The organism is Paenibacillus sp. 01T443 (genome assembly GCF_056398325.1).
On record NZ_JBFTPE010000001.1, the window covers coordinates 117,010 to 137,189 of the forward strand.

The 20,180-nt window shown below is 45.7% G+C and carries 20 protein-coding genes; 7 read left to right on the forward strand and 13 right to left on the reverse strand.

The genetic code is table 11. The features are described from left to right. Positions 1–160 precede the first annotated feature (160 nt). The 7 genes from AC1DLI_RS00560 to AC1DLI_RS00590 all read right to left on the reverse strand — a co-directional run bounded on the left by AC1DLI_RS00560 (position 161) and on the right by AC1DLI_RS00590 (position 8,280). Positions 161–1,576, reverse strand: a complete 1,416-nt coding sequence (locus tag AC1DLI_RS00560; protein WP_477598839.1) for a putative amidoligase domain-containing protein — start codon at positions 1,574–1,576, stop codon at positions 161–163. A gap of 139 nt (positions 1,577–1,715) precedes the next feature. Beyond that, entirely contained in the window at positions 1,716–2,279 is a 564-nt protein-coding gene (locus tag AC1DLI_RS00565; RefSeq protein ID WP_308994953.1) for an outer spore coat protein CotE, read from the reverse strand. Between the two features lie 606 nt (positions 2,280–2,885). After that, positions 2,886–3,854, reverse strand: a complete 969-nt coding sequence (locus AC1DLI_RS00570) for an aromatic acid exporter family protein (protein ID WP_477598840.1) — start codon at positions 3,852–3,854, stop codon at positions 2,886–2,888. A gap of 38 nt (positions 3,855–3,892) precedes the next feature. After that, positions 3,893–4,690: an ABC transporter permease gene (locus AC1DLI_RS00575; protein WP_477599337.1), complete on the reverse strand. Its 798-nt coding sequence runs from the start codon at positions 4,688–4,690 to the stop codon at positions 3,893–3,895. Between the two features lie 82 nt (positions 4,691–4,772). Continuing rightward, a complete protein-coding gene (locus AC1DLI_RS00580) occupies positions 4,773–5,570 on the reverse strand; it encodes an ABC transporter ATP-binding protein (protein WP_477598841.1) in 798 nt (265 codons plus the stop codon). A gap of 28 nt (positions 5,571–5,598) precedes the next feature. Further along, positions 5,599–6,609, reverse strand: a complete 1,011-nt coding sequence (locus AC1DLI_RS00585) for an ABC transporter substrate-binding protein (protein ID WP_477598842.1) — start codon at positions 6,607–6,609, stop codon at positions 5,599–5,601. A 156-nt stretch (positions 6,610–6,765) separates the two neighbouring features. After that, positions 6,766–8,280 carry a carboxypeptidase M32 gene (locus tag AC1DLI_RS00590; protein ID WP_477598843.1) on the reverse strand — a complete coding sequence of 505 codons (1,515 nt, stop codon included), beginning with the start codon at positions 8,278–8,280 and terminating at the stop codon, positions 6,766–6,768. A gap of 151 nt (positions 8,281–8,431) precedes the next feature. Between AC1DLI_RS00590 and AC1DLI_RS00595 the strand changes: the two genes are divergently transcribed. Together AC1DLI_RS00595 and AC1DLI_RS00600 are read left to right on the forward strand one after the other, a co-directional pair. Further along, positions 8,432–8,764 (forward strand): iron-sulfur cluster biosynthesis family protein, encoded by a 333-nt coding sequence (locus AC1DLI_RS00595; RefSeq protein ID WP_477598844.1) that lies wholly within the window; start codon positions 8,432–8,434, stop codon positions 8,762–8,764. Then, on the forward strand, positions 8,761–9,327 hold the full coding sequence (locus tag AC1DLI_RS00600) for a beta-class carbonic anhydrase (protein WP_477598845.1): 567 nt from the start codon (positions 8,761–8,763) through the stop codon (positions 9,325–9,327). Before AC1DLI_RS00595 ends, AC1DLI_RS00600 begins: the two co-directional genes overlap by 4 nt. 32 nt (positions 9,328–9,359) lie before the next feature. On the opposite strand, the gene AC1DLI_RS00605 is transcribed toward AC1DLI_RS00600, so the two are convergent. Further along, positions 9,360–9,893: a DUF309 domain-containing protein gene (locus AC1DLI_RS00605; protein WP_477598846.1), complete on the reverse strand. Its 534-nt coding sequence runs from the start codon at positions 9,891–9,893 to the stop codon at positions 9,360–9,362. A gap of 191 nt (positions 9,894–10,084) precedes the next feature. On the opposite strand from AC1DLI_RS00605, the gene AC1DLI_RS00610 reads away from it, so the two are divergent. The 3 genes from AC1DLI_RS00610 (at position 10,085) to AC1DLI_RS00620 (ending at position 12,891) form a co-directional block, all read left to right on the forward strand. Further along, positions 10,085–10,501 (forward strand): hypothetical protein, encoded by a 417-nt coding sequence (locus tag AC1DLI_RS00610; protein WP_309000452.1) that lies wholly within the window; start codon positions 10,085–10,087, stop codon positions 10,499–10,501. Between the two features lie 2 nt (positions 10,502–10,503). Then, positions 10,504–10,785 carry a YxcD family protein gene (locus tag AC1DLI_RS00615; protein WP_477598847.1) on the forward strand — a complete coding sequence of 94 codons (282 nt, stop codon included), beginning with the start codon at positions 10,504–10,506 and terminating at the stop codon, positions 10,783–10,785. Between the two features lie 186 nt (positions 10,786–10,971). Beyond that, positions 10,972–12,891 (forward strand): glycosyl hydrolase family 18 protein, encoded by a 1,920-nt coding sequence (locus AC1DLI_RS00620; protein WP_477598848.1) that lies wholly within the window; start codon positions 10,972–10,974, stop codon positions 12,889–12,891. A 42-nt stretch (positions 12,892–12,933) separates the two neighbouring features. Here the strand turns inward: AC1DLI_RS00620 and AC1DLI_RS00625 are convergent, their stop codons facing one another. The 5 genes from AC1DLI_RS00625 to AC1DLI_RS00645 form a co-directional block, all read right to left on the reverse strand. After that, on the reverse strand, positions 12,934–13,092 hold the full coding sequence (locus tag AC1DLI_RS00625) for a hypothetical protein (protein ID WP_477598849.1): 159 nt from the start codon (positions 13,090–13,092) through the stop codon (positions 12,934–12,936). Further along, positions 13,089–14,291, reverse strand: coding sequence for a Ger(x)C family spore germination protein (locus AC1DLI_RS00630; RefSeq protein WP_477598850.1), 1,203 nt, complete (start codon positions 14,289–14,291; stop codon positions 13,089–13,091). The genes AC1DLI_RS00625 and AC1DLI_RS00630 overlap by 4 nt, the downstream gene beginning before the upstream one ends. 3 nt (positions 14,292–14,294) lie before the next feature. Then, the gene (locus AC1DLI_RS00635; RefSeq protein ID WP_477598851.1) at positions 14,295–15,392 is read right to left on the reverse strand and encodes a GerAB/ArcD/ProY family transporter; all 1,098 of its coding nucleotides are present in this window, start codon (positions 15,390–15,392) and stop codon (positions 14,295–14,297) included. Between the two features lie 14 nt (positions 15,393–15,406). Further along, positions 15,407–16,867, reverse strand: a complete 1,461-nt coding sequence (locus AC1DLI_RS00640) for a spore germination protein (RefSeq protein WP_477599339.1) — start codon at positions 16,865–16,867, stop codon at positions 15,407–15,409. A 226-nt stretch (positions 16,868–17,093) separates the two neighbouring features. Continuing rightward, positions 17,094–18,371: an ATP-binding protein gene (locus AC1DLI_RS00645; protein WP_477598852.1), complete on the reverse strand. Its 1,278-nt coding sequence runs from the start codon at positions 18,369–18,371 to the stop codon at positions 17,094–17,096. Positions 18,372–18,810: 439 nt separating this feature from the next. On the opposite strand from AC1DLI_RS00645, the gene AC1DLI_RS00650 reads away from it, so the two are divergent. Continuing rightward, entirely contained in the window at positions 18,811–19,233 is a 423-nt protein-coding gene (locus AC1DLI_RS00650) for a hypothetical protein (protein ID WP_477598853.1), read from the forward strand. Between the two features lie 478 nt (positions 19,234–19,711). After that, entirely contained in the window at positions 19,712–20,140 is a 429-nt protein-coding gene (locus AC1DLI_RS00655; protein WP_477598854.1) for a VOC family protein, read from the forward strand. The last annotated feature ends 40 nt before the right edge of the window (positions 20,141–20,180 follow it).

Here is a 20,180-nt window from a genome sequence, read left to right on the forward strand (position 1 = left end):
TTTTCTATGGTCAAATATCAACATTATGATTTAACATAGCATAAATTTAAAAAACAAGATTGCCTGTGCGAATGCACGGACTACCTTGTTTGTATTCGAAGGCGTTCATGATCTCTTATTTCTAGATCAACCATTCAGGTTGCAAAGCGTTTCCGGCAGCCTAAATAGGCAGTCGCCATTTAATTCGTATGTCGGCTCGCTCATCCCAAGTCGTCCCGCGCCTTGCTGCCTCGAGCAGCGGTTCGATGTAAGGCGCCAGCTCGGTAAAGCTCGCAGTGGCCGAGAGAGACTCGGCCACCCCTTCCAAGCAGCCAGCCAGCTCCGAACGGTCGCCGCTGTAATACGCTTCTACATACCGCTCCTCGAGAGCAGGTATGTAGGAGAGGTGCTGCTCCTCTCGCGCGCAAAGCAGGACAAGCGCGAAGGCCGCTTTGGCCGCTGCAGGCGAGACCAGCCAGCTCGGAAGCGTCCGGTATTCGAACCCGCCGTGCGGCTGCTGGCGGAAGTCACCGAGCGTTCCGTACCTTGGACGGCGTGCCCGCCCAGCGGGGTCCTCTACAAGCGCGAGCGGGAAAGCCGCGAAGCTGTCGAGCAAGCGGAGCAAGCGGCCCGTAAGCGGCGCTCCGCTGAGGTGGATGTGCCCGCCGAGCGCCAGCCCCGGCACGGGCATTGCTCCGGCGGCCCAGCGCAGGGCGGGGTCGCTGATGCGGTCGGCGGCGCGCTGCAGCAGCCGCCGTAAGTTCGCGGCGAGCGCGGCCGGATCTTTGGCCGGCTCTGGCCGAAGCTCGGCGACGGGATAGAGCAGCCGTCGCCCGACGAGCAAAGCGTCGGCACCAGCCGCCCCGCCGACGCCGGCTCCAAAAAAACGTGACGCCGAAGCGATCTTCCCTTCCTTCGTCACAAGCACAAACTCCGGATCGGCGCCGATAAGCAGCTGCCGATCCGCAGTCCCCGTTCTCGCCGCGTCATGCCACGCGGCGAATCGGCGCAGCGCTGCCGCCTCCAGCCTCGTATCCCTCAGCTTCGGCCAAGCCTCGCGGACGGCAGTGCGCCCGTCCCCGCCTAGCGACACCTCAGCCTCGCCGATATCGAGGCCAAGTGCATACAGCGCTGCTGCCGCTGTTCGCGCCACTCTCCGCAGCGCCGGATCCTCCGGCCAGCCCCCGGTTCCCTCGGGGAGCAGCGGCTTCCCATGCATTATTTTACCGGCGGCATCTATGCGAAGCATCTCCACCGGCTCCAAATTCACAACGCTCACGCGAAAAATCCGCTCGCTTTCAAGAGGAGGGCCGCCGCATAAGCCACCACGCTTCCATATTCTCAGCTTCTCGTCGAGAGGCTTCTGCCCGGCAATTCGGCCGTTCACATTCAGCACCCATACTCCATTAAAGCGACTGCAATCGATCATACGGGCATCTGACCAAGCCAGAACGGCGTCTCCTGCCTTCACTTCCGTCCACGGCTCGGCAAAAAGCGGCTGACCGCCGCGTTCGCCTGAGATAAGCGGTTTTTTTTCGTTATAAGCAATTTTTTCAAGCCGATCGTAGCTGCCCCGCCATATCCACGTCGAAGCCATCACTGTTTCCCGCCTTTTTACGATCCAAAATAGTGAAATTTCGTACCTTTAAATATTTCCAAAAAAAAGAGGGCTTTCGCCCTCGAATTTGCTGCTCGCGCAGCATATGATACCTTGACAGCAAAGCTTCCCGGCTTGCTTACAACTCGTCGTCCAGCAAATCTGGATCCAAATCCTCATAATCCGCATTGCCGAGGCTGAACTCCAAATCCTTGCCGTCCAGGTCGTCGCAACCGCCTGGAAGTACCGCTACGCAAACCTTAGTCTCGGCAACAAGTTCCACCGAAAACTCACGCTCTACACGAACCACCACTCCGGAACCGTTCGAAGAGATATTCGCTTCGATACAGTTCGGCTCCTGAATCACATCGGCTGACACTTCCACAGTAGATGGGCGATGCTTAGGATCTACATAGGAAAGATTAACATGCTCGACGTAATGCACGGATTCCTTAGCTACGTCTGTTTGCGAGTTTTTGCTGTACGAATACCAAATGTTGATATCGTAAGTACCAATTACCTCAATGCCGTCGCCCGAACGAACCGCTTCATATTGATGGTTAATTATCCATGCTCCGAGAATACTGGTCGGATTATGAGGCGGCGTTACGGTATGGGTTACAGTGGAAAACTTACGACCTTTGCCGCAGACAGCCTTCGTAATTATTTCTCTGTACTGGAGCTGCTTATCTGCAATAGTCATTGATTTAACCTCCTCCATACAATCATTCATTTAAAGTGTATGCAGGACATTCGTCTAGGGTGACTGTTTATTTTCTCGAAATATAAGATTATATAAGTTTTTCTACTTATAGGCATCCATATAGATCTCTGCGGAACGTTTGCTAGGCCGCCCGAGGTCGGAATTAGCCGTAACGCTTGAAATATAAGAATACATAAGTCTCACACTTATACTGATGCTTATATTTCTCAGCTAAACGTATGCTGCGCCGAAATAGTTCCACAGCCGTTTACACTTGAAATACAAGATATTATAGGCTTTTCTCCTATAAYTACGCTTGAATTTCTACGCGAAACGAAAGCTGTGTCTCCCATTGTCGCCACAGCCGTTTACGCTTGAAATACAAGATATTATAGGCTTCTCTCCTATAACTACGCTTGAATTTCTACGCGAAACGAAAGCTGTGTCTCCCATTGTCGCCACAGCCGTTTACGCTTGAAATACAAGATATTATAGGCTTYTCTCCTATAATTACGCTTGTTTTTCTACGCGAAACGAAAGCTGTGTCTCCCATTGTCGCCACAGCCGTTTACGCTTGCCTTCGCAACGAATTTTTCCCTTTACATTCTATGGCTGAAGTTCGGACAACATGACTTTTCTTTTTTTTAGCCGCTTGGCAATGCTCAAATACCGCTCCAGCTCACGGAGAAGCATAAGCAGCGATGCACGAATCTCAAACTCATCCCGCGTTTTCGGAAGCTCCATCGCTTTAAATGATCGCGACAGTTCATGCAACCGTTCCTCAACGGTGCCTTCATATACATCTGATTTCACATCGCTCGAAAGCTGGTCAAGCAGATCGGCAATCATGACGGCTTGCGGAAATTTCTGATAAACGAATGCGAGCTCGACGAGCATCTGCTGCACCGATTCAAGCTGCTGCCGTCTCATTTCGAAATAACTGGACCAATAATGCTCCTGGCCCCACAGCCTGTTCTCACGATTGCGAACGGAACGCTGCGCGCCTTCTTCAATCGCGCTGTAAGCCTCCAGTATTTCGCCGCCGTTCCATATATGCGATGGATTTCGAAGCGTGAATGCCATCTCTTGAAACATGATGCCTAAGCTTTGTTCAATCGATGACCGATAAGAGCTCAGCTGATGCTCATCCTTCGGCATGTAAATGATGTTCACGATCGTTGCCCAGCCTAAGCCGGCAAACAGCAGCAAAATTTCATTGCCGATAATATCCGTTGTCACTTCAGCCCGGTTAAACAAATGAAAAACGATAACCGAGCTCGTGACGATGCCGTCTTTTAACTGAAATCGCGACAACACGGGAAAGGTGATGAGAATAAATACAGCCACTGCCCAAATATGAAAGCCGAATAAGGTAAAGATAAGCGATGCAAAAAAAAGTCCGAGCACCGAGGCGACAAACCGCACGAAGGCGCTTTTAAGTCCTTTCATCCGCGTCACTTCAACGCCGAGAATGGCAAGAATCCCGGCGCCAAGAGGCGGCTCCAAACCTAGATATACAGCGGTATAAATTGCTGCGATGGCGGCTAACGCCGTTTTAATGATACGAATGCCCATGAAATAACCTCGCGAACCGTAGGATTTATTCCTACATCCTACCGCTCCCGCCAGCCCGCCGTCAACCGTCGTTCAAGCGCAGCGACGAGCTGGTACATCACGGTCGCTACGACCGCAATTACAATTAAACTGGATAGCACCAACGTGAAATTAAAGACCTGAAAGCCATATATGATCAAGTAACCAAGGCCTAGCTGAGCAACAAGGAACTCACCGACGATCACGCCAATCCATGCTAAACCGACGTTGACCTTCAAGGTGGAAATAATCACGGGAAACGAGCCCGGCAGGATAACAAGCTTGAACAATTGCAGACGGGATGCTCCTAGCAGTCTGACTACCTTGATATAGCCGGAGTCTATTTCTCGGAACCGGTTGTATATATTTAAAGTTGTAATAATGACCGTAACCGATAAAGTAATGGCTACTATCGACATGAAGCCCGGGCCCAGCCCGACGATAAAGATCGGACCAAGCGCTACCTTCGGCATACTGTTTAAGACGACCAGATAGGGATCGAATACGCGCGATAAAAAAGGAAACCACCATAATGCAGCCGCAATCGCTGTCCCAAGCACCGTTCCGAGCAAAAAGCCAACAACCGTCTCAGTCACCGTCATGCCAACATGCGGCCAAATGGAACCGTCAGCCATCGTCTTCCACAGCTGGGCTAACATCTTAGAAGGATAACTGAAGAGCAAGGGATCGATCCAATCATTGCGACCGGCAGCCTCCCATAAGCTCACAAAGAAAAGGAGCAAGATCGTTTGGGTTGCTATGACGGCAGCGGTAACCCGGCGCTTTTGACTTTTATAGCGGGCATGCAGCTCCCTCATCCAAAAGCGGCGCCCCTCCTGAATATCCAATCGTTCTGCGATGATAGGCGCGGCAGCTTCCCGAGGATCAGGCTTCCTTGGCTCATCCACCCTGCCCACCTCCTTCGTTGTCTTCCTTATCCAGCTCAAGCCATAATTGTTCAAACAGCTCTTGGAAACCTGGAAGCTTCCGAGCTGCCATTGGCGATGCAAGGCGAACGTCTTCAGGAATTACGACCTCGCGGCGTATATGACCAGGATTCCGTCCCAGCACGATGACACGGTCACTCATTGCAGCCGCTTCCGCCAGGTCATGGGTAACGAGTACTGCGGTTTTGCCTAGTCGCTTCAGCGTCTGATGGACTAAATCCTCAAGCTGGAGCTTGATATGCAAATCAAGCGCGGAAAAAGGCTCGTCGAGCAACAGCACCTCCGGCTCTGTAGCCAGCGTCCTTGCTAGCGCAACTCTTTGGCGCATTCCGCCTGAGAGCTCATGCGGATATTTCCGGCTCGAGTCCGGCAGCCCGAGCTCATTTAAAAGATCTTCTACTGCTTGCAATGCCTTTTCCGTTTTCCGTCCGCTAATTTCAAGACCGATTGCGGCATTTTCTTTTATCGAGCGCCATGGAAACAAATAATCTTGCTGCAGCATATAACCTACCTTCGGGGAGGGGCCAATAACCCGCTCCCCGTTTAGCAGTACTTGCCCCTTAGTCGGCGGAAACAAACCGGCGAGCAAACTAAGCACCGTCGTCTTGCCGCAGCCGCTGGGCCCGACCAAGCTAATAAACTCCCCGCGTTCAACCGTCAGCTCGATACGTTCAACCGCGAGTGAGGCTCCCTTATCATTCACATAAACATGGGATAACTGCTGCAGCTCAAGCACCGTTTCATTTCTCATGCCCAAGCCTCCCTTTCTTGCATGCGGGTTATTTCACCGTTTCGATGGCTTTCTCCGCAAAACTTGTATCGACAAGCTCGCTATGCTCCGTCCGCTTTTCAAGCTCTCCTGCCGTCGTAATCACATCAAGGAGATTATTCCATTCCGCTTCGTCAATAATCGGATCCGTAGCAAACGATCCTTGCTTTTTATAACGATCAATGGAGCTGATCAAAATATCCCGGTCAACATTTTCAAAAAACGGAAGTACAACATCTGCAATTGCCTCAGCGTCGTTGCTCTCTACCCACAGCTGTGCTTTATGGATGGCATTCGTGAACGATTGCACCGTTTCTTTGTTTTTATTGATATAGCTTTGCTTCGCCATGAACACGGTATAAGGAAGATGTCCGCTCTCCGCGCCAAACGAAGCCACGACATGACCTTTGCCTTCCTTCTCAAAAATCGAAGCCGTCGGCTCGAACAGCTGCACGTAATCGCCTGTACCCGATGCAAATGCTGCTGGGATATTGGCAAAATCCACATTTTGAATAAGCTCCAAATCTGCTTGAGGATCGATGCCTAATTTCTTCAATGCGAATTCGCCAGCCATCTGAGGCATGCCGCCTTTTCTTTGTCCGAGAAATACGCTGCCTTTAATTGAGTTCCAATCAAAGCTTTCATTTGCTTCCCGTGCCACGAGAAAAGTGCCATCGGTTTGCGTGAGCTGCGCGAAATTAATGATCGGATCATCCGTACCTTGCTGATAAACATAAATGGAAGTTTCAGAACCAACCAGCGCAACATCGATGGCATTGGAGAGCAAAGCCGTCATGGTTTTGTCTCCGCCAGGCGTTGTAGTCAGCTCCACATCCAGTCCTTCCTCCTCAAAGAAGCCCTTAGCTACTGCTACATATTCCGGGGCATAAAACAACGAACGTGTTACTTCTCCGATCCGGACTTTAACCTTCTCGGAATCTCCTTTGCCGCAGCCTGCCAGCACAGCAGTCATGATGAGCACTACCGATAGCAGCAGCGACAATAATATACGTCTTTTCATTTTCGAGTCCCTCCTGCGCATATGCGTTTAATAAATGTACTCCAGCCTATGCGTATAAGGCATGGGCGGTGAATGGGAACAAAAAAAGAAGGCTGTCGGCCATCGTCCTTTGACGATGAGACAGCCTTCTTTTCGTATGAACTGAACTGCTTCTAGCTACAGCTTATAGATATCTGTGTATTTATTCGTTAAATAAGTGACCAAATACTGCGGGTCCAGCGGTTTGCCTGTCACGCTCTGAATGAGCTCAGAAGGCGTTCTTAGCTTGCCGTATTTGTAAATGCGTTCAGTCAGCCATTGCTTGATCGGCAGCAGGTTGCCTTCTCCGACATTTGTCCAGAAGCCCTCCAGCTCCCGCTCCATTGTGTCAGCGATTTGTGCCGCATACATATTACCGAGGGAGTATGACGGGAAGTAGCCGAATGCCCCGCCTGACCAATGTACGTCCTGAAGCACGCCCTCTGCATCATTTGGCGGTGTAACGCCTAAATACTCCTTGTATTTATCATTCCAAATCGCTGGTAAATCCGCTGCTTTGGCCCCGCCATTAAATATGAGCTTCTCCATCTCGTAGCGAATAATGATATGCAAATTATAAGTAAGCTCATCTGCTTCAATTCGGATCAGCGAGGGTTGTACGACATTGTTGCCGCGGTAAAAATGATCAACGCTGACGTCAAGCTGCCCAGGGAATCGTTTTTGAAGCTCTCCGAAATAACGATTCCAGAACGGCCTGCTGCGGCCGATTACATTTTCCCAGAAACGGGATTGCGACTCATGGATGCCCATTGATGTTCCCGTACAAAGGGTCGTGCCAATCAACTCTTCCATAATATTTTGTTCATACAGTGCATGTCCGCCCTCATGTATCGTGCCAAACAAAGCACTCGTTACATCGTTTTCCAAATATCGTGTGGTAATGCGAACGTCACCTGGGCTGAGACCTGTAGCGAATGGATGCGCGCTTTCATCCAGCCGTCCGGCATCGAAGTTGTAACCCATTTGCTCTAATATGTATAAACTGAATGCTTTTTGAGCGGACTTGTCATAGTTTTGCTTAAGAAACGAAGTATCTGGCTGATGAGGCGAATTCGCGATTGCTGCTGCAAGCGGAACTAACTGCGAGCGTAAGCCGCCAAAAACCTGATCCAATTCCCCAACCGTCATTCCCGGCTCGTATTGGTCAAGCAGTGTATCATACCGAGTCGCTTTAGGTCCCCAGAGATCGATAAATTGGTTCGTGTATTGAATAACCTTCTCTAAATATGGTTGAAATCCCGCATAGTCATTGTTCTCCTTCGCTTCCTCCCACTTCGATTCAGATTGAGAGGCAAGCACCACGTATTCTTGATAAAGCTTCGGTGGAATTTTTACGCTTCGGTCATACTCCTTGCGGGTCTCGGAAACTAAGCGCTGTTCAATTTCGGTTAGATTTGAAAATACGGTCTTATCCTCTAAAGTGGAGATTAAGTCCCCTAGCTCAGATGAGGTGGCAAGCTTGAACTGGTCAGCGGATAAAGCCCCGATTACCTCGGAACGATTGTCCATTCCTTTACGGGGAGCGCCCGTGCGCAAATCCCAATAGAGGACGCCAAGTGCTTCCTCATAGCTTTTTATTTTACGGATCGTTTCCTTAAAGCCTTGCAATGCTTCATTTTGATTAGCTGTCATCTTTATTCCACCTTTCTCATTTCCTGGATAAATCCTACTCTTCAATTGAGCCTTCATTGGAACTTCACTTGATCTTGCTTAATTCAATCCTTATAATCATCTTAAACCTGCTAGTCATACTGTGCAATAGAGAGAAAGCGAGGAAATCAATATGCATATTACTTTTTCGAAAGCTGCAACCGATCGGCTATCTCCCTATTTAAATGACGGAATCACACACCTTAAGCTGCTTCATGATATGGAAGGCTGCGGATGTGTCGTCAGCGGCGTTCCGACTCTTCAACTCATAAACGAACCCTCTGTGGACGATAAGCTTGCGCAAGGCGATCCTTTGCCTTTCTATTATGAGCCCCGTCATGAGATTTATTATGAACCGAAGCTTCGTGTCGATTACGATCCAGCGCGCAATGCCTTTAATCTAAAAAGCGACAATCAAATTTACACATCAAACCTTCGCTTCTTAACTGAGGGAAGTGTCGTATGAACAAAATAGATGATATTTTATCCTACAATAAACAATTCGTAGAACATCGTGAGTATGAGAAATATTCAACGAGTAAATATCCAAATAAACGGATGGTCATTGTCACCTGTATGGATACAAGACTGACCGAAATGCTTCCCAAAGCGATGAACCTCAAAAATGGCGACGCCAAAATAATTAAAAACGCAGGTGCAATCGTTACTCAGCCCTTCGGAAATATTATGCGGAGTATCCTGGTTGCTTTATATGAGCTGCAAGCTGACGAAGTATTTGTTATCGGGCATAGTAATTGCGGCATGACGGGAATCAATCCCGAGCTGATCATTCAGCATATGGAAGAGCGGGGCGTATCAAGCGAAACGATCACAACTTTGAAGCATTCTGGTCTAAATTTAATGCGCTGGCTAACTGGCTTCGATAACGTGCGGGACAGCGTAATAAACAGTGTTAGTATTATTCGCAACCATCCCCTCCTGCCAATGAATATTCTCGTCCATGGATTGATTATCGATTCAGAAACGGGTGAACTAGAGCTTGTAGATGATGCTTACAAACAAGCCTGACAACAAAAACGAGAGCGTAACGGGTGTAAAAACTACCCTTCACGCTCTCGTTTTTTTGCTGCATAAGCTTCCATTCTGGCTAATATCACTTCGGATCGGTCCCGCTTCGTATGCCTATGAATGATCGATTCATCATGGAGCGGGCTTGGCGTTCCCCATTTTAACCCCCGCTGCTCGCATGCCTGCTTGCATAAAGCAGCAACCTCATCATTAATGATTAGGAAATCGATGTCGCTATACAACCTGTCCTCTCCCGCCTGCAAGGAGGTAATTCTTAATTTCAATTGCTCAACGAGGCTGTCTTTCTTGATGCCTAGCTCAGCCAGCGGTGCCAGAAACAACTTCCGTTCCGCTTGTACAAACATCTTCTCCGCACCGCGACGATTGCCTCTGCGCTCATGATAGAGGCCGACTGCTAGCTGAATAAGGCCTACCCATGTCAGCGAGAGCGGATCTTCAGGATGCTCCTTCCAATACTCCTCAAGCAGCTCATGGCATTCGAAATAATCTCTAGAAGCATGGAACTCCACCAGATAATCAATATAAGCTTTGGGAAATAATTGCATATGAGCCTCCTTACCTTTTTCAAATAGCCTTCTGTCATATTCCATATTATTAAAAATATTAGCATATGTCGCTTATACTTTCATACATTTAAACCAATCCTATAGGAAGAAATGAAACCTTTGTTTATATTAGCCGTATTCTATTTCTATAGCAATGGAAATAACAAAGATATCAGGAGGAGAACAGACAGATGAAAAAGGGATTCATGGTCATGCTGGCATTCGCGCTATTCTTCACTTTAGGATTCGGTCAGTATGCCGATGCTAAACCGCGCGGCGGAATAAAATCTCCAAAACAAAGCGTTACGCAAAATCCTAAAAAATCAGAAAACGTCAGCCAGACTAACCCGGGAACAAAAGCAGGCACGACTGCCGGCACAACAAAACCTGGATTTTTTAGCGGCGGCAGCTTGATGAAGGGGTTAATGATCGGCGGCTTGGCAGGCTTGATGTTCGGCAGCTTATTTGCTGGATGGGGTGCTTTTGGCAATATACTAGGTCTAATGATTAACCTGCTCGCTATCTTTGCAGTTATCATGCTCATAAGGGTAGCATTCGTTTATCTTCGCAGCAAACGTAACCCGCCAGACCGACGGAGACCTTACTAACCGTGCGCATTTATACGGATGAAATTATTAACGCGATCTGCCTTAATATGGCCGACCGCAGAGGAGTAAGCCCTACAGACGTTGAAGTGCAGCTCTCCTGGGAAGAAGAATACGGCTATACGGCCGAGGTTTGGGTCAATGGACGCAGCCAATACATTATTGAAGCTAATATCCTCGAAGCCATCGAGCAATATGTATTTAAACAATACAACCGGCGTGTTTTCCGCTCCAATATAACTTTAGATGCAGATGAAGAATTTTGGGCAGATATAACTGAAGAATAGAAAAATGCATCCTACAGCTGACCTTATCGTGACGATAAGAAGCTCTAGGATGCTTTTTTTATGGCTATATAAGTCTACTCATCCCATTACCAATAATTACTAGAGATATTTTCATAGCTTTCGAGCAACCTCCCTCTACCTCATGCGTCTAACCACTTGACTAGAGAGGAGTGTTAATAGCTTCATATGAGAAAAAAAATGAGTACGGCTCTGCTGCTGCTATTGTTCTGCCAAACCCTAATGACGTCTGTTAGTGGAATCGCAGATGCTGCAGCAGCGCAAATGACGAAGTTTCGTGTCTATCAGAATGACCAAGCGCTTCGTGAATTTGCAACTGAAACGCAAGCTATCACTTATGCAGGAAAATTTGGCTACAGCCATGTCGAGAAAATTGCCAATCGCGCTTGGGTGTGGGACAACTTTCCACGTTACAAGGTTTATCAGAATGGCCAGACGAACCCAAAATGGGAATTTGCCACTTATGCTAAAGCCTTATCCGCAGCAAAATCTTTAACCAACGTACATATTCGTGATCTAGAAAACATTGGCTGGGTCTATCAGTCTTATGCCAAATTCAGGCTTTATCAAGGAGAGAAAACCAGAACGAATTGGTCCTTCCTTACCCTTGCAGCCGCCAAGCAAGAAGCCAAAAAATGGGGTAACGCGCACATTCTCGATTTATCGACGAACACTTGGGTATGGAGCAATCTTACCGCTGCTCAAAAAACAGCCCAGCGAAAGGCAACTCCCGTATACCAAATCACTGTGAATGGTAATCCTGCTCAGGATCAACCTATTTACTCCTTCCTATACGATGCCATACAAGCATCCAATGCCATTCCAGGAAGCGAGGTTCGCAACACGGCAAACGGAAAAATCGTTCATTCCAACGTTCCTGCCTATTTGGTTATGCAAAATGGCGTTACGCTGCATTCCTTCATAAGCTTAGATAAAGCTGTGCAGCTGGCTAAGAAAACGCCTAATGCTGAAGTTATATACAAAGGCTATGTTTATTGGTCTGGCATTCCGTATTTAGCTGTCTATCAGGGAGAAAAGAAGATCAGATCCTTTAATGCAATAAGCAGCGCGATTGCTTTTGCGAAGGGCTATTCCAACAGTACCGTAAGAACGATCGAAGGACGTAAAATCTGGGGCAATACAAAAAAACTTATCTATTTGGCTTGGAATGGAAGCGCGACAAGCTCTACCGTTATCAATCAGGTTGCAAATACACAAGGCTTATCCATTGATTCCCCTACTTGGTTTGAGCTCGCTTCCGCTAATGGAAAGCTGACCGATACTTCAGATCAAACGGTAGCGAATACCTTTAAAGCGCAGGGCATAAAAGTCATGCCTCTTGTTCACAACCAATTTAACAAGAAAATGACGACGGAGTTTCTAAAAAACACATCCGCTCAGCTGACGTTTATTAATAATCTCACTACAAAGCTGGCACAGCTCGGCGTAGCTGGCATCAACCTTGACTTTGAAGAGGTGGCCGGCAGCGATCGAAAGGCATATACAACCTTTGTAACTGCCCTCGCCAAAGCCGTGCATGCCAAAGGGCTGCAAATATCCATCGACTTACCCCGCGGCAGCTTGAGCTGGAATCACTTGACAGCCTATGATCATGCCGCATTAGCAACAGTAGTGGATACTGTCATCATTATGGCTTATGACGAACATTGGAGCGGCAGCGAAACCCCTGGTTCAGTCGCTGGGCTGCATTGGGTTGAAGAAGGCGTAAAACAATTTTTAAGCTATGGCATTCCTCGAAATAAGCTTATGCTTGGCATTCCGTTTTACGTAAGGGAATGGAAGTTGGACAGCTTGAACAAGCTGGTTGGGAATCGCGCCATTTTTATGAAAGAGGTTCCTAAGCTGATTGCCGAGACGAATGCTCTTGGAGTGCTGGACCCTGTATCCGGACAAATGAAGTATAAGTACGTCAAGGACGGTTACACCTATCTGTTCTGGGCGGAAACCGAAAGCACGGTGAAAGCACGCATTGATATTGCCAAAGCCTATGATCTGGCAGGTGTTGCGGCCTGGCGGCTTGGCTATGAAAGTTCATCATTGTGGACCATGATGCTGCGAATGAAATAAATAGCTTCCCCCAATCTTTATTCATAAGATTGGGGGATTGTTTTACTGTTCAGGATCCGAATTCTTTTTCCAAGGCGGATCTCCCAGCTTATGCAGCTTTGCATGAATCAAACTGATGGCTAGCGGGATACAAACCGTCAGCAGCGCGCAAAAGAAGCTTAATCCTGAAGGTATCGCACCAATGTTCAGATCGATTTTCACTGCCCATCATTCCTTTTCTCTGTTTTGTTCACGGAACCAATCCTTCTTATTTTCACTGTGGAGGTAACCGAAATTTCGCTCTTGGAAAAATAATTTAATTCCGTATCCCAATTGTTTTTTACTTTATTCCATACTTTCGGTTTATTTCGCTTCAAATATGCCCCCATGCCCAAAACATCTTTTTTATACTCATTCTGCGTTTTCCAAATCGTTTTGTGAATGATCCTCTCAACCTCATCCTTTATTTTCTTCTGAATCTCTTCTATCGGGTCCTGTTCAAGGAAATCGATTCGTTCAAAGGCTTCTGAAATTCTTCCTTCGATGGAAACATGGATATGGAATCGAATGGGCTTGAGTTCAGTTGTATCAGCTTGAATTTTTCTTTCGATACGCTCAATTTCAAATACAACCAAACTATCGCCCATTTTAACCTCCAGTGCTCCACCGTTAATTTTGGGCTTTATTAGATTTAGGCCTTGCGTCTCCCTCTCGTTCAAGAAACCAACCAAATTATTTTTATTGGCATCCATGACAGCTGCTCCAATAAGCGAAACATCCTTGTTCACCGCGGTTACTTTTTCAAGATCGAAGCTTTCATTTTTCAGCAAATACTCATGAATATCTCCAATTCTTGTTTCAGCCACCATGCTAATGCTTTGTTTATGTTTAGAAATCGAATGAATAAACATAACCGGTCCTTTCTCGCCTTCCGGAGTAATTTCAAAAACTTTACTCGCATCGCCTTTAGCAATCATGATCGAAACGTTTCTACGAGCGTCATTATTCCGCAGGAAAAAGTCTAGTACATTTGCAAACCCATATTTTGTCTTGGCAACCTTCTCGGACACGACAATCAGTTTTAGATGCTCAAAGAAAGGCATACGGCTCGTTTGCGTTGACATCTTAGCAATAATCGCCTGCATGCTTTTTCCTTCGAAAGACACGTTGAAATAGGATTTCCCCGACAGCGTGCCGCCCTGCTGGCCCATTTGCTTTAATCCTGCGGGAATGACAACCTGGAAGGTTACCTTAAAAGTTTGCGCGCTGCCTTTGAGCTCGGGATCTGCGGAATTAGCCCCTTCGTCAATCGCAACTCCGATTACAAAACCGCGCTGCTCCAGCTCGATTCTATCCCAACAGCCTGATAGGAAGATGCAGGTCACGGATAAACAAAGGAAAAGCTTCATTTTTCTTCGCACTCGTTACACCCCGCGTATTTTGGCTATAAGCAATAATATTCCTGGAATAATCATCGCGGTAACAAGACCCAATAGGCTGACAAGCATCCCTAACGCCGCAAGTTGAACGATATTTTGCGGCATCATCGAAACTAAAAAGATGATCGGACTGAGTATATATAACACCTTTTTCTTATCCAGCTTGATCATATAGCTTGTTGATTGGACAGTGATATCTAATGCTATTGAAGATGTAGCGAATATGGATACAACCCAAAAGATCAGGAATAAGGATTCTAGACGCTCAAAAAACTCACCGGGAACACTGACTTCTCGAGCGAGCTCCAGCGTGGGATATACAATATTTTGAGTAACCTCATAAGAGAAGATTCCGATCGTGAAAATGTAGATCAACAAATAAGTAAACATAGAAAGCAAAACGGCAATGGTGGCCAGTTTTGGCGCCTGATTAGGCTTTCTCATCAAAGCCCCATAAAATAGAATAGATTCAAAGCCAAGAAATGAAAAAACAGTCTCCTTCGCCCCCATCATCAGCGCATGCAAATCGGTATTAAAAACAGGCTGCAGATTCGTAATCGTAAATAAATTAATACTGAGCAATAAAAAAATGCCAGTAACGATTAGCACGAAAGGAAGAAACAAGACAGCCAGTCGAATGATCCCAACCCGTGAGCCTGATACGGCATAAATAACAACGAGCAAAAACGATAATAAGATTATCTCAAGAGGAGTCCGTTCAAACAGAAATTGCTTCGACAGCTCCGCCACTGACCTGGTTATATAGGAGGTAAATGTCAAAAAATAAACGGTATATATGAAGGAAACCAAATAAGCGATTGGTTTAGCAGTCAAGGTTGCCGTATAATCAAAATAATTTCTACGGTTGATTCGAGCCGCGAGCTTACCAAGCATCCATGCAAGAAGGAGTGCTGCAGTGCCTCCCATCAAAATGGAAATCCAGCCATCAGGTGAATTTGTCGCTATGGCGATCGTACGGGGCAGCGTGAGAATGCCAATCCCGATTATTAATGAGCCAATTGTAAACACCGTTTCTTTTTGGCCAATACGTTCATCGCCATATTCCCAGCTTTTCATGYTCATCAGCTTCAATCTCCTTACGGTTTCATACGATTTTCATCCTCGGTCTGCAGCATTTCCGGCCTCTTCTTAAGAAAGTTTACTGGTGCGCGCAAAATAAAGTCCTTCCAATCCTGCAGAAGCATTGGCGAGATTGGTGTCGAATACGGCATACCAAAGCTTTTTAGATTTACGATATGAATACATATCATTAGAAACACTAAAATTATGCCAAACAGACCGAAAAAAGATGCGGCAAGCATGACAACAAAACGCAGTATTCTCGTTAAAATGCCAAAGGAATAGGCAGGCAGCGTAAACGACGCAATCGCTGTAACGGCTACGACAATAACCATGACTGGACTTACAATGCCAGCGGAGACAGCTGCTTCACCAATGACGAGGCCTCCCACTATTCCAATCGTTTGTCCTATTGGCTTAGGCAGCCGAACTCCAGCTTCACGTAATATTTCTAAAGTAGCCTCCATCAAAACCGCCTCGATAAAGACCGGGAAAGGAACTCCTTCTCTCGCAGCCGCGATGGAAAATGCAATATTCGATGGAATCATTCCGTGATGGTATTCCGCTAATGCGATATAAAAACCAGGTAGAAACGTCGCTAAAAATGCCGAAATCAAACGAAGCAGCCTAACTAGCGTAGACAACAGCCAAGGCTGATAATAATCCTCGGGTGATTGTAACGCCATGGCTATGGAAATCGGCAAAATCAGATTAAAAGGTGTGCCGTCGACCAAAATACCCACTCTGCCCTGCAGTAAGGAAGAGGACATGCGATCCGGTCGTTCCGTATTCATAACTTGCGGAAATGGCGATAAAAAGCTGTCGCTGATCCATTGCTCAATAAAACCCGAGCCTTCTGCATCATCAATGTCAATTGTAAGGAGCCGTCTTTTTACTTCTTGAACAATGGCCGGATGAACAACGCCTTCAATGTAGGTAACGATAACCTCCTTCTTAGAGCGTGCTCCGATCATATAGGAATCCATTCTCAAATGAGGATCCCGAATTCGGCGGCGAATTAGTGAAGAGTTGGTTCTAATATCCTCTGTAAACCCGTCCTTTGGACCACGAATGAGCGATTCGGTCTGAGGCTCCTGTATGGGCCTCCTTATCCAGCCTTTGCTGCCAATCACTAACGCACGGTCCGCGCCGTCCGAAAAGAGGCATGTGTCTCCTGAGAGGATAGCAAATAAACACTGCTCTATGCCGTAAATAACCTGAACCTCCTGCAGCGGCAGGACTTCATCCTTTAATATTTGCAAGAAATGGTTGGCATCTGTCGTTTCTTCAGCCGTATCATGATAGCGAAATTCAATAATGGGTTTCATCAAGTGTTCATGAATCAATGTCTTATCTATTAAACCGTCGATGCTAAGAAGAATACAGGTTCGGCCCGTTTTTCCTGCTTCTACTTCCTTTGTAATTAGATCACCGGGAGATTGTAAGATTCCATGAATGCTGTTTACATTGTCCTTCATGCTATTAGATAACAAAGCCTGATTGGAGCTTTCATGCTCTGCTTTATGACCGGAGGATGAATTTCTGAGAATAAACTTGAGCCTCTTCACGCTGCATCACTTCCCTACTGTTATTTATTAATTATTTCCTTAAGCGTTTCACTTGAAACGTCATTTTCACCAAAAAAAAGACTGCTTCAGCAGATGCTGAGCAGCCTTAATCGAATACTTTTCCATTCCTGATACTCTATTGTTCCTTTTCAGCGGACGGAAAACGAAGCACGACCTTCGTTCCTTTTCCGATAACGCTTTCAAAAGTGATCTTGCCTCTAAGTGCCTCAACGATACGAACCGTAACTAGTACGCCCAGCCCGGTGCCAGTGTCCTTTGTGGTGAAAAAAGCCGTGCCGATATTGTCTAATTCCTCTTTGCTCATTCCTTTTCCTGTATCAATAATTTCAATAATTATCTCTTCAAATCGATAATAGGCATTGACCATTACTTCACCCGTATCCGGTATCGCTTCAACGCCGTTCTTGATCAAATTCAATAGCACTTGCGACAGCTTTGGCTTATCCGCCCATACGTATAAATCCGTTTGGTTGCAGTTTAATTGGATTTGGACATTTTGGATTAATCCATAGGAATTCATCATCTCCAAGGTGCTGCCCAGAAAGCTGGATACCTCGATTAATTCAAGGTGGTCCGAATGCGGCTTTGCCAGATTTAAATAATCGGTAATGATAAATTCCGCCCTGTCCAATTCCTCTAATGCGATTATCAAGTAATCCTTTTTCTTATCGTCTACCGATTCCTTTAAAAGCTGCAGAAAACCTTTTACAACCGTTAGCGGGTTACGCACCTCATGCGCAACGGAAGCCGCGATTTGGCTAACAATCTTCAGCTTTTCATTGCGTTCCAGTTCAAGCTTCAAATAAGCGGTTTCGATGAGATGCTCCTTTAGCATGGTTGATATTCCCATACCGATTAATGATGCCGCAGCTAGAACCGTCGCAAACATTAAGCTATATGCTTGGTGCTCTATGAAATACTGGAAATTATTTATGTATAAGACCAGCAGCGCATACGTTACGATTACAGAATTAAACGATAGCAGTAAACATAGAATAATTCTTCTAATCGGTGAATAGCCAAGAAATGATTTTACAAAAAGAAATGCTGGTCCAAGGATAAGTATGAATGATAATTCAGCAATAAAAGCAGCATCCCCGCCAATATAATACCGATACAATCCCGCAATGAGAATAGCAATTACGCCCGGTACGTATTTTCCAGCGCCATATACAATTGAAATGATTAATGGAATACTGCGTAAATCGCATTGAAAGCTGCCAATCATTTGAACGGGAACAGCCATACAAAGTACAGCAGATAATCCAAACATACATCCATTCATAATTTGGTATTGCAGGCTATTGATTATTTTTTTTCGTGAAAAAAAGAACTGTTCGATAAAGATCGGAAATAATACGATAATTAGATGAATAAGCAATTGATTTAACATATCTATTAATCGATTCCCTCTCTTTTTACAATATTTGCATAGTTCTTAAGAACTAGATTCTTAGAATAATAATAGCATAAATAATTAAATTCAATCACTATTTATTTGATCAGAATTGGAACAAAAAAATTCCCAACCCGTTGGAATGACAATGACCGCGTTTACGGTTGCAAAGCATAAAAAATCAAACCTAGCAGAATCAAATGTCCAATCAATCCTATAAATCTATGAATATACTAGATTAACTTAGCAATGAGGTGGTGGTTAGGATGGGTTTCGGAGGCATGAAGAAGAAAAGCGTTTTAGTTATTTTTGTTAAACCGGGTCAAAAAGTTTTGATCATTGGGAAGAAGCATCGGAAATGGAAACATGATTGCTAATTTTGAACAGAGCATAGCTAACAGAGCATAGCTAACAGAGTTAATGGAGGTGTCCAAGTATGCTTCAGCTTAATGGAATCGTAGGCGGTAAAAAGGATATTGCGGTTKGTCCTCGCAAAACTATTCTTTTGCAACAAATGGTTATCGCAGTAGAAAACAATCAAAAGCTGACGTTAAAAAGTCTAAATTTCTTATTCAACAATGATGCTTTTGCAATTAAAATCGAAGCGAATCCAACTCCCGGCAAATTTGTTGCGAAAGGCGGTTTTGGCGACCTCAAGCCGAATAAGGTGCTTTTCAATAACAATACCGGTGATGGAATCATCATTTTTCTAACGATAAGCGMCGTAAACTTAGCCAAAAACACACGCACGCTGAGCCGTTCCGACAGCTGGTTACTCGGCCTATCCCGTTGCTCGAATCGTTTTCCTAAAGTGCCAATCCAGAAGAAAAAAAGTTACAAAGTGAAGAAAAAGATTTGATGATAACTATCAAGCAGTCTAGATCAGGTAAAAAACCTGCTAGGCTGCTTTTTTTCCGTTGTTCAGCGCAAGTATTTTCCCTAGGCTAATCACACGGAAAAATGGCCACCGGAACAAACACCCAATCATCTACCCTCAATTTCGCATACATTACTGAGTACTCAACACGCAAGGAGGTGCTTTTATACCATGTCCGGTCATGTAGGTGGTGCTTTTACTAACACTGGTACAATTCTGGTGCTTTTCATACTATTGGTGATTATCGCTTGTAGCTGCGGCGTATTCGGCAAAGGCTACTAAACAAAAACAAAGAAGGCCCTCAGCAACTGAGGGCTTTTTTTTACGTTGCAATGGATACATAATCAGAAATATATATGAATTTACCAAAATATATTTTGTTTATTTAAGCCAAAATGTTACACTAAACAAGGAAATAATGGAATGCCTAAGAAGCATAAATAATGAAGGAGTGAATGTAATGTCCCTAGAAGTATATTTGAACTTTAATGGAAACTGCCGAGAAGCCGCAAATTATTACGCACAAGTTTTTGGATCAGAAGTCACACATTTCACGACCTTTGGAGACATGCCGCAACACCCTGATTATGTGCTGCCAGAGGAAGCGAAAGATCTTGTCATGCATGCACGCGTAAATATAATGGGAAGTACGGTCATGTTCTCTGATGTATTTCCAGGAATGCCTTTTATTGAAGGAAATAATATCAACCTTACCGTAGTTAGCAAAAACGAAGATGAAGTGAGATCCCAGTTTAACAAGCTTGCTGATGGCGGTAAGATTGGGATGGAGCTTCAAGAAACCTTTTGGAGCAAATGCTACGGCCAGCTCACAGATAAGTTCGGCATCCACTGGCAGTGCAGCCATGAGAGCGGAGAAGTCACGGCATAGCGCTTAAACCCTAAAAAAAAGAAATGGAGCTTTTCCGATG

Excerpts from the sequence above, each read along its gene's own strand:
- AC1DLI_RS00590 (WP_477598843.1), bottom strand. The coding sequence starts at position 8,280 with ATGACAGCTAATCAAAATGAAGCATTGCAAGGCTTTAAGGAAACGATC.
- AC1DLI_RS00645 (WP_477598852.1), bottom strand. The coding sequence starts at position 18,371 with ATGTTAAATCAATTGCTTATTCATCTAATTATCGTATTATTTCCGATC.
- AC1DLI_RS00620 (WP_477598848.1), top strand. The coding sequence starts at position 10,972 with ATGAGAAAAAAAATGAGTACGGCTCTGCTGCTGCTATTGTTCTGCCAA.
- AC1DLI_RS00570 (WP_477598840.1), bottom strand. The coding sequence starts at position 3,854 with ATGGGCATTCGTATCATTAAAACGGCGTTAGCCGCCATCGCAGCAATT.
- AC1DLI_RS00580 (WP_477598841.1), bottom strand. The coding sequence starts at position 5,570 with ATGAGAAATGAAACGGTGCTTGAGCTGCAGCAGTTATCCCATGTTTAT.
- AC1DLI_RS00605 (WP_477598846.1), bottom strand. The coding sequence starts at position 9,893 with ATGCAATTATTTCCCAAAGCTTATATTGATTATCTGGTGGAGTTCCAT.
- AC1DLI_RS00560 (WP_477598839.1), bottom strand. The coding sequence starts at position 1,576 with ATGGCTTCGACGTGGATATGGCGGGGCAGCTACGATCGGCTTGAAAAA.
- AC1DLI_RS00575 (WP_477599337.1), bottom strand. The coding sequence starts at position 4,690 with ATGAGGGAGCTGCATGCCCGCTATAAAAGTCAAAAGCGCCGGGTTACC.
- AC1DLI_RS00640 (WP_477599339.1), bottom strand. The coding sequence starts at position 16,867 with ATGAAGGACAATGTAAACAGCATTCATGGAATCTTACAATCTCCCGGT.
- AC1DLI_RS00655 (WP_477598854.1), top strand. The coding sequence starts at position 19,712 with ATGTCCCTAGAAGTATATTTGAACTTTAATGGAAACTGCCGAGAAGCC.
- AC1DLI_RS00610 (WP_309000452.1), top strand. The coding sequence starts at position 10,085 with ATGAAAAAGGGATTCATGGTCATGCTGGCATTCGCGCTATTCTTCACT.
- AC1DLI_RS00565 (WP_308994953.1), bottom strand. The coding sequence starts at position 2,279 with ATGACTATTGCAGATAAGCAGCTCCAGTACAGAGAAATAATTACGAAG.
- AC1DLI_RS00595 (WP_477598844.1), top strand. The coding sequence starts at position 8,432 with ATGCATATTACTTTTTCGAAAGCTGCAACCGATCGGCTATCTCCCTAT.
- AC1DLI_RS00600 (WP_477598845.1), top strand. The coding sequence starts at position 8,761 with ATGAACAAAATAGATGATATTTTATCCTACAATAAACAATTCGTAGAA.
- AC1DLI_RS00585 (WP_477598842.1), bottom strand. The coding sequence starts at position 6,609 with ATGAAAAGACGTATATTATTGTCGCTGCTGCTATCGGTAGTGCTCATC.